Source organism: Corynebacterium sp. 32222D000AT (assembly GCF_053546955.1).
This window is the reverse complement of the sequence record NZ_JBPPVW010000002.1, coordinates 209,418-221,247: the sequence shown is the minus strand read 5'-3', so window position 1 is coordinate 221,247 and position 11,830 is coordinate 209,418. Positions and strand designations below refer to the sequence as shown.

Below are 11,830 nucleotides of genomic sequence, written 5' to 3'. Positions count from 1 at the left end.
CACCGGTACTCCGGCGTGTATTTCTTGCGCTGTTGACTCACAATGAACATCCTCTCCTACGGACACAAGATCCGCACCAATAGGGTGTCCACTAAACGAGGGTAACCTCAAAGTGGCTGGGGTAGCGCTGGCTGTTCCCTGCGCCCCGGAAAGGGCGATCATTAGGCTAATAGCGACTGCGGATAGCGAGCGAAAAGGTTTCTTCATGACGGCAAACTCCTTCGAGGACGGAATAGTTGAGCAGAAATTCGTTGAAGAGCTGCATTTGTACTGCTCTCAACCGGAACTTGAAAGGCTGATAAAGCGGTTTAAAAGTTCCTTCGCTCAAGAATTTCACGAATTGGATGACTTTTCTCCCGTTGCAGTGGAAACCGAAGAAGACGACTATAATCTAGCTATCGAAGCAGCAGGTAGGGGCGATTTTGAGGATCTTCGAGCTTACGTAATAAAGCAAGAGTTTGTTTTCCCTGTCCGAAAAAAGAACGAGGAAGATCTCGACAAAATCAGCAATAGGGTCTTCGGGATTGTTGGAGAAACTGTTGAGGATGTCCCCTATTTCAGCTTCCTTGACCTGGAAGGGGATCGGACCTAAGTAGCCCCAGCGATTCTCCGCGTTCTGAGACGCCTGCACCACGCCTGGGTGATGTGCTCGACGCTCAAGAGCGCATAGAGCGCCCCGGACGACGGGGCGGGCGCGCTGGCTGGCGTTAGCCGCGTTCAAAGTCAGCGATAACCAAGTCAGCCGCCGTCGCCGTCTGCGTCGACACCTGGCGCTGCCGCGCGTACGGCTGCGCCGCACGCTTGCCCCTGAATTTTTCGTGCCCGACAGCCCCGCCCTGTACGTGCTTTTTCCCGAGGCCACCACGGAATCTCGGCAGATTGCCCGGGAGGATAGCGATTACCTGACACAGCCAAAAGCCGCCGAAAACTCGGCGGCTTTTCTATGCTGACCACGCTCTACGAGCGCTAAGCGCTCTAGGATATGGGACAGGTGCGGGACCCCTGTGGTACTACGACGCGGTTGGTACACCCCGGATGCTAAAAGGGGAAAAGGGGGTCCTTGGGGCTATGACAAGATCAGGCATAAGCACGGAATTTGGAACCTATATACGATAAACAAGTACTTTAAAGGGCTCTGCGAAGCGAGGATGGAAGGTACCGACCGTATCTATGAAACTCCTATCTATGAGGCTGTCCGCACTAATGATGGAAAAAAGGTTGGAACTGGAAGATCATTTGAACTTCGAGCAGTAATAGAAACTACAGTGTGGGTCCCTGGAGGACTAGAGCTACGTGGAGTGAAGACAATGTTCCCGCTACGTGAGTCCAATGATGGCAGCGACGTGGTTCCCCAGTGGTTCAATATGGAGAAAAACATAGATTAAAATAGGCGCGGTGAGGCAGGGGGTAAATGATTAACCGTGGCCGGTTCGTGGAATATAAAGCTCTGTGCCCATCTTTTTGTCTGCCTTCGCTCTCCTCAATTCTATAAAGCGTTGAGGCGTGTTGTCGCTAACGGTTCCGAGCCATTTTATTTTATCTCCGCAACCGTAGTCTAAATCCCCGGCGAATGGATCACCGGCAAGCTGATCTGCCCAGGCCTTGACAGCAGTATCTTCTTCCGATGAGACTCCCCCAGTACTCGGTATTGGGGGCATTTCCATGCCAACATACGCAAGTCCTTTCGTGGACATTACTGAGAATACGCAGTAGACGTACTGAGCCGTTCTCCAAGCTGCCCGTAGCTCGACAGCTCCGGAAGAAATGAGGTTTTCTTGAGCAAAATACCGCTTTAAAAGCGAATTCATGTAATGGGCAAAAGACGTTATGCTCCAATTATTTACCATGTTTCACTCCTCGTATTCGCGCTACTGACAGTCAATGCAGCTTCCGCAGTCCATACCAACTGCATAGTACCTCTTGGGGTTACCCGCAAATCTGCGAGCCCAGAAATTGCGACACTCCTTCGTAGGAGTATTGCTTCTTCCATCGTGCCAATGACCTCGGTCGTTCCATGTCCTTTACCTCAATTCTCTCGTAAGAGTGGAAGACTATTTCCTCGTTCGAAGGCTGTGCTTAGCTCTCAGCTGAACCGTTGGCTACATTCAGCCATAGCCCGCGCATCCATCGGTCGACGACGTAGAGACGCCAAATCAACTTGATCATCTCACGTCGCGATGAGTGCGCCGGGATCTCAAGGGCAGCGCCCTTCGAGAAGTCCTCGAGGATCCGCCAAAATGTAGGCTGTGTCTTGGATTTAAGCTTCTCAAGATTCGGCGACTCTAGTAACTCGGCCGCTAATTCTCGCGCGAGCGTTTCGGTATATTCTCGTGGCTTAAGTGTCTTCAATCGTTCATCGACATACGTATCTTTGGAGTCAACAAACTCAGGAACTGCACTTTGACGCTGCTCGTAACTATCTCGGCCTATTTTTTCGTCTGCCCCTCGCGACTCAAACAACCAACTGCCGCCATTTGAAAGAGGGACTCGGTTTCCAGCGGGCCAAATAAGCTCCAGCGCCCTAAACAATGCACGTTCCGACACTTTCTCTGACATCGTCAGAGCATCCGATACAGCTGCAACCTCGGCATCTGCAATGGGATAGGCTATTACCGCATCCCGCTCGTAGAGGTTGATATGCCCTTGAAGCCAACGTCCAGACCGGAAACTCCGTGCGAAAAGGTAAAGGTATTCAATCGATTGGTTCACAGCAACGTCGCTCGCCCACTGCTCTAGGAACTGGTTATATCCCTCTATTAGAGAATCAGCAGCAAGCCAGGTCGCTTGCCGGCGGAGCGCATTCTTCAACGACTGTGGGGTGTAGGACAACTTGTTAGCCTGTCCGCCTTTCATGAGCGGCCACTGCCCAAGAACGATAGGATCACCGTCATGCCGAGGGCTAGAACCTTCGTACAAAGCCGTGTGCGGTTCCGAAGGAGGCACACCATCGGAAAGCCTAATTATCCTATCTACCTTATCCGACGTTGCGGATAGATCAACTTCCTTAGGTGCTGTGACATGCAGTGGAGTTCCTGCTAGGGAGCACAAGGTTTGCGCCACCCTAACTTCTTCGTCATAAGGACGCCCGTAAGTCACCGCATACAGTGGAAGTTTTCGGTTACTCAACAATCCCAGGAGGATGCGGCTGTCTTTTCCCCCGCTCATGCGTAGTTGTACGTCTCCGCCGCCGAAGTCCCGAAAAGCACGCTCCGTCGCATCCTGGAGGGCAGATGCCAAGGCTTTGCCGCCTTCTTCCTCTGTATGAAACTTGTCTAACCGTGAGTGGTTCCCCGCAGGAGCATCGATAATCCGAATACGCCCAGCACGGATTTCCAAGGCCTGATCTACCGCAAGTGTTGATACCTTTTCATAAGGCGACGCTGAACTCACGTTGTACCCAAAAAGCACGTACTCATCCAAATAATCGTCCGAAAGCTTCACATCTGCCAGGACTCCTTCGACGCGAGCCAGAGCTGCTAGTAGTGGGCGATTTGAGACCACTACGAAGTCTTCGTTCTCTGCGTAGTGCGCAGTTTCCAGAGCAGGCACGGTGTTCCAAATTGTCACGCAGTCGCGGTATCGCTCACCAAAAACTGCAACGTACGAACCCCACAGCGGGTCGGTGAAAACGAGCTTTTCGCCACGTCGGCTTACATAGTGAATCAGATCTTCGCCAACGTCTTGGCCCGAGGAATAGGCCCACCAATCCTTCTTCTTGCGTACAGAATTGGGTTCCTTGTCACGAGCCCAGGTAAGAATGGACGCCAGACCATCAGCTCCCGGTGGTACGATTTTCGGTTCAGCTCCGTAGTGGTTACCGACCACGGCACGATAGGTTGTAAACACCCGCCGCAAAAACTCCGAGCTCTGTTTCACACGTTGCTCGGATCCGCCTTCGCGCTGGCGTTCCTTGGGGATAGCTAATAAGAAAATACTCATTTATTTCTTTCGAGAGAGGAGACCGGTCTAGGACAAACGCAGCTTAGGTATTGCCTACCTTAGAAGTCTTTAGAGAGAATACCGGCCCACTGGGTGTAAATACTGTCCGTGTTCCACTTCGCCGCATTTTGACGGGCTCTGAAGCTCATTTCCTTGAAACGTTCGAAAGAGCGGGCGGATAGAACGACTTCGGCCATTTGTGCAAGATCTTCGTAGACATTGTCACTGCCAAAGACGTCCATCGAGCCGGCACGACTCCAGACTATTGGCACAGCTCCGGAGGCCATGCCTTCGGTTGGGGCGAGGTGAAAACTTTCTTCATCACTGGGTGAAAGGACGAATCCGATTCCTCGCAACCAGGAAGCAATGTCCGTGCTGAACGGTTCGAAAACAACGTGGCTGGAAAGAAGCTCATCTTCTCGTAGGCGTGCGAAAAAGTCGAGGTATTTGTGCCTCTGTAGGTTGTCTTTCCACACGTAGGGGTAGTCCCAAGGCATTCGCCCCTTGATGTGGAGATAGTAGCGGTCGTCCTGTTGTAGTAGCTTGCTGAGCAGATCCAAAGCCTTGTCGGGGCGCTTCAAGAACGGCACCATCCCAACGAGGCCTAAGTGGTAGCGAGCATCTGGCCCCTTCGGGCGCGAAAAGTCTTTGGTGTCAATCATGTTCGGGACCACCTGGACCTTGCCGTCTAGTTCGGGAAGGAATTCAATGGTGGCCCGTCGATAGTGCTCCGAGACCGTGAGCACAGAATCAACTGCTTCTAAGTTCGCGTCGGCGAACCAGGGAGCCCGATTGCGTGTTTCGAATCCGTGGAGGCGAGCAATAAGGCGAGTATCTTCGGCCTTGTGGTTTGAATAGTACGTCAAGTTTGGGCCAGCGAACTCGCAGAAGATGACGTCGGCCCATTGGGCTAGCTCGTTGCTTTGTGCCTCATCGTGCTTGTGTAGCGACTCCCAATGGTCGAACTTAATCTCAAAGCGAGGATCCTTGAGCAGCCGAGAAAGCAGTTCGCCAGCGAATTTGAGGTCGTGGGATGCCACCAGTAGCTTCGTCGGCTCATACGCATTTTCGTCGTCTTTATCATTGCGCAAGACCATCGCGCGGGTAAAGACGTCGCGCAAGCGTTGTACAGCAGAGCTCATCGAGTATTGGTGAACCACACGCTGGACAGAGTCTTGAACCTGCGGGACTGAGCCAAGATTCGTCGCAATGGTCTCGGCTAGCAGGTCAACGTCAGTCTGTGCGTTAACGAAGAAGGGATAATCAGCCCCCAAGAGGAGCTCATGGTCGCCATTGCGGTTAATTACCGGCGGAGTGCCGGCTGCTGCGTATTCCAAGGCCTTTGTGGAGATCTCCATGCTGGAGTCCAGCTTTGAAGTACGCCACCCGATTCCCAGATCTGCCTCCGAAATCATGCGCAGAGACTCTTCGCGCGCGACCGCACCTACTGCCGTGACTCCGGGGTACTCCCCGCGTTGGGCAGACTCAAGTGCCTGGGCCATTCGACTACTCCAGCTCGGATCGTCCTTGTCCCGATTGATCTTTGCTCCGATGACTGTCAGGTGGGCACGCACTCCCCTCTCCTGGAGTTTGGCCGGCAGCTCCAGCATCTCCAAGGTCTTCCAGTCCTTGGCGAATTTACCCGCGTAGACGATCTCCAGTGGTCCCTCATTCCCCGCACTATCTTGTGTCATGTCGGCAAAGGCTTTGTCGGGAATCATGGGAGGAAGGAGGTAGGTTTTCCCAGGGGCCGAAGGCGCAAGGGCTTCGAAATAGGAGCGGGAAGTCTCCGTCTGCGAGAACAAGCCAGCTGAGCGAGAAGCAACGCGCTCTAGACGGTTCAAGCCATTAGCGGATAGCTTGCTCGGCGGAAATGGCAGGTCAGTGACGTAGGACCATAGGATTTCGCTAAGCCCCTGATCCTTGCAAAATGCATTACACGCTTCGAGGCCGCGGACCACAACGGCATCAAGGCCTTCCGCAGCGTGGATTTCCTTCACGCGAGCAGCACACTGCCCAATATCGCGGACGCTAATTTCCCCGCTCGAAGGATTCGGCACGTAGTCAATGGCTACATTGTCCAAGACCGAAACCGCTGATACCAGCTTCTTGTCGGTCGGTTCAGTCTTCAAAACCAGCCAAACCTCGTCGAAGACTCGGCTAAGGACCTCGGTGATCGACATCATCCAGATGGAAGAGCCGTCAATAATATTGGGGTTAATGTCAGCGTATACAGCAGCCTTAGACATTGAGTGTGCTCTCCTTTTCCAGATAGTTCTCTAGCTGGGCGTAAATCGCCAAGCCTTCCAACTGCGACCTATCATCTTCGCCGTCACCAATTACGTAGTCTGCTGCCTCTCGCAACGAATGTGTCAAGGTCGTGACCTCGGCTCCGGCAAGGACGAGCACAATGGCCCCTTGCTTCTTCGCTAGGTTCAATGACTCCATTAGCTCGAGGAATGCTTGCAAGCGGAAAGACTCGAGCCCGTGCGCCCACGCCCCCTTATTGAAAGCTTCTTCTTCGATAATCACGTAGTCCTGTGGGGCAGCCACTGCGCGCCGGGTTTGATTCGGCTCGAGCGTCTCTAGGTCTACCGAATCAGACAGATCCGACATCAATTCAGTTGTCCCAATGACCGCTACACGTTTAGCCCATCGATCATCGGAGGAGTCGAAGACCGCACTGAAATTCTGATATTTATCGCTAGTTACGCTGATGGCGGCTGCCCCACGACCGATAACTCCCGGCGCATTCGACCGCTGCACAGAGGATGCAGGGATCGCTCCGGCAGCGTATACACTTCCTGCTTCAGCTTCGAACGGCGAAGTATTATTTGGAGCATCTGCAGGCACTGGATTTGCGGGCGCACTAGATTTGCCAGTACGCGCTTGGAGCTGTTCAATGACCGTATTTCTTTGCGAGGCCGCGTTCGAAATATGCGGATCCAGGTTCTTGAGGCGAGCATCCACCTGACGGAAGTATTGCCGAAGTTCACCCACTGACTGCTTTGCCCAAGACAAAAACCCCACGGCGAAAATAAGAGCGACAAGGCCACCGGCCAGAGCGAAGATGGTTTCCACGACGCCTTGCGGCACGACGAAAGCCACTGCAAACAGCACAAACGCCACGGCTAGAAGCAGCGTCAATGCTTTACCGTGGCGAATTTTGCCTAGAACACTCATCCTGGGCCTTTCCACAATTATCCAGACTAATTTCAACTGCTAATTTAGAATACACAAGGTATCTCACCCTCGTGAGGTAACTGGGGAACCTCCGTTTAACCCAAAACGACGTTCGGAGCCCGGTAAGCCGCGGTGACTTCCTGGAGGTACTCGTGCGCGGGATCTTTGTTGTCCTTGCCCATCAGGCGTGCCCACTCGTGGTACTGGGGAGAGACCACGTCGGTGGGCCCGTCGGCGATGATGTGTCCCTTGCTGATCCAGATGCAGCGCTGGCAGTTCTTCTCTACCTGCCCGATGGAGTGGGAGACGAGGAAGAGGTTGCCGGCGCGCTCTAGGACCTCGGCCATGCGCGCCTTCGCCTTGGCGCCGAAGGCGGCGTCGCCGGTGGATAGGGCCTCGTCGATGAGGAGGATATCCGGCTTGACGGCGGTAGAGATGGCAAAGCCCAGGCGGGAGCTCATGCCGGAGGAATAGGTAGACATGGGGCGCTTGATGGCATCGCCTAGCTCGGTCCACTCGGCGATGAGCGGGATCTGCGCGCGAGCCTCCTCCGGTTTCATGCCCAGCGCCAGGCAGCCCAGGTAGATGTTCGTCTCCCCGGACAGGGACCTCTGCAGGGCGGGGCTGACCCCCATCAGCATCGGCTGCGAGCGCACCAGGATCTTGCCGCTGGTGGGTGACTCGCCCCCGGCGATGAGGTTAAGCAGCGTGGATTTGCCGGAGCCGTTCAGGCCGATGATGCCGACGGACTCGCCGGGCGCGGCGACCAAGGAGGCATCGGTCAGCGCGTCGACGACCATCTTGTTCTTGCCCGCCCGCACGGTCCGGGCGTCGTCGGAGCGGGACTGGCTGATGACGTAGCGCTTCGAGACGTTCTGGACGACGACGTTGGCTTCCTCCACGTAGTGGACGTTGTCGTCCGCGTTCGCCTCGCTCGTCGCCGCGGTGCTAGTGGCGGTCTTTGCTTGGTCGGTCTTATGCAAGTCGGACATATTTGTGCTCCGCTCCCCAGAAGTAGATGAAGCCCACCACGAACGTGCCGACGGTCCAGGCCAGCAAGGTCAGCCACGTGGAAAGAGCCGGACAGGTTCCGTAGATGGTCGAATCACGGATCGCCGTGAGGAAGATGTATGCCGGATTGTGCGACATGAGCTCCTGGACGGCCGGCGTGTGGGAGAAACGATCCAACGAAAACATCACGCCGGACAGGAAGAACCACGCCTGCGTCACAATGCCGATGAGGGCTTTGACGTCCGGGATTTCGGCGGTCAGGCGCGCCACGATCATCATCAGCCCACAGCCGAAGATGTGCAGCATCAGGTACAGCGGCACCACCAGGATGATGGTCCAGTTGGGCGGGGTGCCCCACTGCGCCAAGAACGCCAGGATCATGCCGATGAGCGCGGGCAGGAGGTTATCGATGCCGGCGCGCAGGGTCTGCGAGAATGCCAGCGAGGCCCGCGGGAAGGCAAAGGTGCGGATCATCCCGCGGGACTTGGTAATCAGGCCGCTGCCGGCGGAGAACAGGCCCGTAATCATGCGCATGAACATGATGCCGAGGATGAGGTAGCCAATGAAGTTCTCGATGCCGCGGGAGGTCTTGAACAGGTAGCCGAACAGGAAGCCGTAGAAGGCCACGTCCAGGATCGGGTTGGCCACCAGCCACAGCTTCCACAGGCGGTAGTCGCGCGTGGAGCGCAGGGCCTTGGAGCGGGCTTCCGCGATGACGAAGAAGCGGCGTTCCCAGAGCTGCTGGATATAGGTGGGCAGGCTGGGCCGGGGGTTGAGCGGTTTCAGCCCCTCCGGGGACACGATCTGGACCGGACCGTCGGAATGGGTGATCTGCTCGTTGAGCTTCTGGAAATAATCGACGCTCCGGGAGTTCTCCCGCTTTCGGTGACGACTCATTTACCTAGGCCCCCTTTCCGTTGCCTCATTGTCTTGACGTACCTCTTTGTTTTCACTTGAAACTTCAACCAGTCTAGTCAACTTCCTTTAGCAAATGATAAAGGGTTTTTACTATCGCGTCCGTGTCGCCGGATGGGCTGTAGAAGTCCAGCGGTAGCTGCGACAGCGGCGAGTCGGCGGTGACAATCCCCCACACCGGCGTGCTGGAGGCAGAATAATCGGAGTACTTCGACGGCAGGAACGGGTTGACGGCGAAGGCGGACCCGGTGGTCTCCGCGTCGTTGACCAGCAGCACGTCGTAGTCCTCCGTGGTAGCCAAAAAGTCCAGGTAATCCGCGTAAGGGTAGGCGCGCACATCGACGGGCGCTCCGGGTGCTTCGGCGGCCTGCTGCCACCGGAGGGCATCGACGGCCGCGGGGTTGCCGCAGTAGATGTGCAGGACAAAGCGCTGGCGCGCGTTTTCCGGCAGGATGGCCAGCGCCCGCAAGACCGGGCCCATGCCACGGTTGGCGTAGAAGTTGCCGAAATAGGCGATGTTGATCTTATCTGGAACCGCTTGGGCCTTAGAGTCACCCAAGGAAAACAGCTCCCTCAGCGGCGGGGTGTGCGGCCGGATGACGGATTTCGCCCGCGCTTCTTCTTGCAGCCCCTCCGGGTACGGGGCCAGCATGACCTCGCGCTGGTTGGCGTTGGTAAAGACCAGGCGGTCGGCGTGGATGAGGGTCACGGCCTCAGTCAGGGCGAAGTGGGTCTCCAGGGCGAGACCCGGCCACCGGCTGGAAGAGACCGCCCGCCGCAGCTGCAGCGTGGTCAGCCCCGGGGTGATAGCTCCTTCCCGGGGCTCGCCGTCCACGCCGAAGCGCAGGGGATCGGAAAATTCCGCCTCCCAGTAAAGCCCCGGGTGCTTGAGCTTGACCAAGGCCGCGGCCACGTGGGAGCCGGACCACAGGGCACGCGAGTACATCTCCTCGTAGGGGTGGGCGGATTTCATCCGCTTGCCGGCCACCCGCGCGGCCTTCCGGGCAAAGCTGGAGATCAGCGGCCAGGCCGCGAACGAAGGATCGACCCGGATCTCGGTCCGCTGGGCCAGGTAGGGCTCGACGATAAGCTGCGTCGACGGATCCTGCGAGCGCACGCGGGACATATCGGCGAAGATGGCGTCGACGAGCTCGCCGCGTGCGGCGATGTGCTTGGCCACGACGTTGGCCGCGGTATCCGCATAGGGCGGGAAGCAATAGGAGATCACCAGCCGGCGCGCTTTGCCCGTGCGCAGGTCGGCCCACGGCAGGCCCGGCACTTTGAGGCTGACTGCCTCCGCGATTGCCGCGTCCACGTCCTCCGGATTCGTCTTCAGGTAATCGCGCACGAAGGAGAACTGGGCGGCCTCCAGGCTCTCACGTGCTCTTGCGGAGGCCTCCGGGACATCGATGCCGCGCAGGCTAGCGATGCAGGCCAGGCGCTGGCGCACACTGAATTCGTACGAGCTTTCCTGCCGGCTGACCGACCCGGCGCGCTGGGTGCGCAGGTAGGCGGCCCCGGCGTGATCCTGCGGCACGCGCAGGGCCAGGTCCGGGTGCTTGAGCAGGTGCGCGAAGAAGACCACGTCCTCGCCGGAGGCCAGGTCTTCGGCGTAGCGGTAGCGGGTCAGGACCGCGCTCGGGACCACCTTGCAGGCGTTAAAGCCCAGGGCCCAGGCGGTGCTGCGCGCAAGCTGCGTCGTCCCCGCCAGGGCCTTAATCCGCACGCCCAGGCTCGTGGACTCGTCGCGCTGCCCGGCGCGCACGTCCACTATCGGCAGCAGCGCGCCCACCCCCGGCCCCGCGGTGGCCAGCCCTAGCTCGAGGAAACGCGGCTCGAGGCAGTCGTCATCGTCGAGGAAGGTGACGTATTCCCGCCGCACCGCGGCCAGCCCGAGGTTGCGGGCGCGGCTGGCGCCTGGGGCATCGCTAGTCAGAACCCGCAGGTTCAGCCCCGGGTGCTCCGCGCGCGCCTGGGCCAGGGCCTCGTAGCTGCCGTCGGCCGGCCCGTTGAGCACCACGATGACCTCGAAGAGCTCCGGGGCGAGCGTCTGTGCCGTCAGGGAGTCGACCACGGCTGGCAAGCGCTCGCGGCCCTGGTACGAGGGCACGACGACGCTGATACCCGGCTGGAATGCTCCGCGGCTCATCGCAGCTTCTCCAATCCCTTGTAGAGGTAGGCCACCAGCGTGGCCGGCAGGTACTGTTTGATGGGCTTGGCCAGCGGCACCACCTTCTTGACCACCAGGGAGCCCAGGCTGGGCTCCGACAGCGTCGGCTCGGCAGGCTCTGGCTCGGGCTCCGGGCCGACCCCCGCCTGGGCGGCTAGCCCCCGCACGAAGTCTTCGCTGGAGCGGGTCGGGCCCGAGGCTGTGCCTAGGCGCAGCCGCAGCCATCCTCCTTCAGCCTCGAATCCGGTCACGCACGCGCGCTCTTCCGGGACGTCTGCGCGCAGCAGCCCCACCATCCGCGCCAGGTGTTTAGTATCTGCCCAGTACTCTGCCTGCGCGTGGCCGGCGCTGAGCCACCGGGAGGCGGCGTCCAGGGTGAGTGGCTCGGGAGTATTGACCAGGATGAGCCGGCCGCCCTCGGCGGGCCACGTGTCCGGCAGCCCGGACAGGAAGATGGCATCCCCGGGAACGGAGGCCAGGGAGACCGGCGCCGCGGAGTCGTCAAGGATTACCACCGGGCGCGCGGGCTCCGCGGCGGGGCGCTCCGGGTTTTGAAGCTTCGTGCTGTTTGTGGCCTGGTAGGCCTCTAGGCTGCTGATACGCATGGTGAAT

At 58.1% G+C, this 11,830-nt stretch carries 9 protein-coding genes; 1 reads left to right on the top strand and 8 read right to left on the bottom strand.

Going from position 1 to position 11,830, the window contains the following annotated elements; translation table 11 throughout:
- Positions 1-205: 205 nt before the first annotated feature.
- The gene (locus ACEE23_RS02130; RefSeq protein WP_049063042.1) at positions 206-592 is read left to right on the top strand and encodes a hypothetical protein; all 387 of its coding nucleotides are present in this window, start codon (positions 206-208) and stop codon (positions 590-592) included.
- A gap of 823 nt (positions 593-1,415) precedes the next feature.
- Here the strand turns inward: ACEE23_RS02130 and ACEE23_RS02125 are convergent.
- The 8 genes from ACEE23_RS02125 to ACEE23_RS02090 form a co-directional block, all read right to left on the bottom strand.
- The gene (locus tag ACEE23_RS02125; RefSeq protein WP_196977031.1) at positions 1,416-1,847 is read right to left on the bottom strand and encodes a hypothetical protein; all 432 of its coding nucleotides are present in this window, start codon (positions 1,845-1,847) and stop codon (positions 1,416-1,418) included.
- Positions 1,848-2,076: 229 nt separating this feature from the next.
- On the bottom strand, positions 2,077-3,939 hold the full coding sequence (locus tag ACEE23_RS02120) for a hypothetical protein (RefSeq protein ID WP_368520248.1): 1,863 nt from the start codon (positions 3,937-3,939) through the stop codon (positions 2,077-2,079).
- A gap of 59 nt (positions 3,940-3,998) precedes the next feature.
- On the bottom strand, positions 3,999-6,188 hold the full coding sequence (locus ACEE23_RS02115; RefSeq protein ID WP_448871616.1) for a glycosyltransferase: 2,190 nt from the start codon (positions 6,186-6,188) through the stop codon (positions 3,999-4,001).
- The gene (locus ACEE23_RS02110) at positions 6,181-7,122 is read right to left on the bottom strand and encodes a hypothetical protein (protein WP_368520250.1); all 942 of its coding nucleotides are present in this window, start codon (positions 7,120-7,122) and stop codon (positions 6,181-6,183) included. Before ACEE23_RS02110 ends, ACEE23_RS02115 begins: the two co-directional genes overlap by 8 nt.
- Before the next feature lie 95 nt (positions 7,123-7,217).
- On the bottom strand, positions 7,218-7,922 hold the full coding sequence (locus tag ACEE23_RS02105; RefSeq protein ID WP_409338194.1) for an ABC transporter ATP-binding protein: 705 nt from the start codon (positions 7,920-7,922) through the stop codon (positions 7,218-7,220).
- Positions 7,923-8,097: 175 nt separating this feature from the next.
- Entirely contained in the window at positions 8,098-9,030 is a 933-nt protein-coding gene (locus ACEE23_RS02100; protein ID WP_368520252.1) for an ABC transporter permease, read from the bottom strand.
- 73 nt (positions 9,031-9,103) lie between these two features.
- Positions 9,104-11,197 carry a glycosyltransferase gene (locus ACEE23_RS02095; protein ID WP_448873511.1) on the bottom strand — a complete coding sequence of 698 codons (2,094 nt, stop codon included), beginning with the start codon at positions 11,195-11,197 and terminating at the stop codon, positions 9,104-9,106.
- Complete coding sequence (locus tag ACEE23_RS02090) at positions 11,194-11,823, bottom strand: hypothetical protein (RefSeq protein WP_448871620.1); 630 nt, start codon at positions 11,821-11,823, stop codon at positions 11,194-11,196. The genes ACEE23_RS02095 and ACEE23_RS02090 overlap by 4 nt, the downstream gene beginning before the upstream one ends.
- Between the last annotated feature and the right edge of the window lie 7 nt (positions 11,824-11,830).

Bases quoted from the DNA above. Each gene is read 5' to 3' on its own strand.
- ACEE23_RS02130 (WP_049063042.1), top strand. From the start codon at position 206: ATGACGGCAAACTCCTTCGAGGACGGAATAGTTGAGCAGAAATTCGTT.
- ACEE23_RS02125 (WP_196977031.1), bottom strand. From the start codon at position 1,847: ATGGTAAATAATTGGAGCATAACGTCTTTTGCCCATTACATGAATTCG.
- ACEE23_RS02120 (WP_368520248.1), bottom strand. From the start codon at position 3,939: ATGAGTATTTTCTTATTAGCTATCCCCAAGGAACGCCAGCGCGAAGGC.
- ACEE23_RS02115 (WP_448871616.1), bottom strand. From the start codon at position 6,188: ATGTCTAAGGCTGCTGTATACGCTGACATTAACCCCAATATTATTGAC.
- ACEE23_RS02110 (WP_368520250.1), bottom strand. From the start codon at position 7,122: ATGAGTGTTCTAGGCAAAATTCGCCACGGTAAAGCATTGACGCTGCTT.
- ACEE23_RS02105 (WP_409338194.1), bottom strand. From the start codon at position 7,922: ATGGTCGTCGACGCGCTGACCGATGCCTCCTTGGTCGCCGCGCCCGGC.
- ACEE23_RS02100 (WP_368520252.1), bottom strand. From the start codon at position 9,030: ATGAGTCGTCACCGAAAGCGGGAGAACTCCCGGAGCGTCGATTATTTC.
- ACEE23_RS02095 (WP_448873511.1), bottom strand. From the start codon at position 11,197: ATGAGCCGCGGAGCATTCCAGCCGGGTATCAGCGTCGTCGTGCCCTCG.
- ACEE23_RS02090 (WP_448871620.1), bottom strand. From the start codon at position 11,823: ATGCGTATCAGCAGCCTAGAGGCCTACCAGGCCACAAACAGCACGAAG.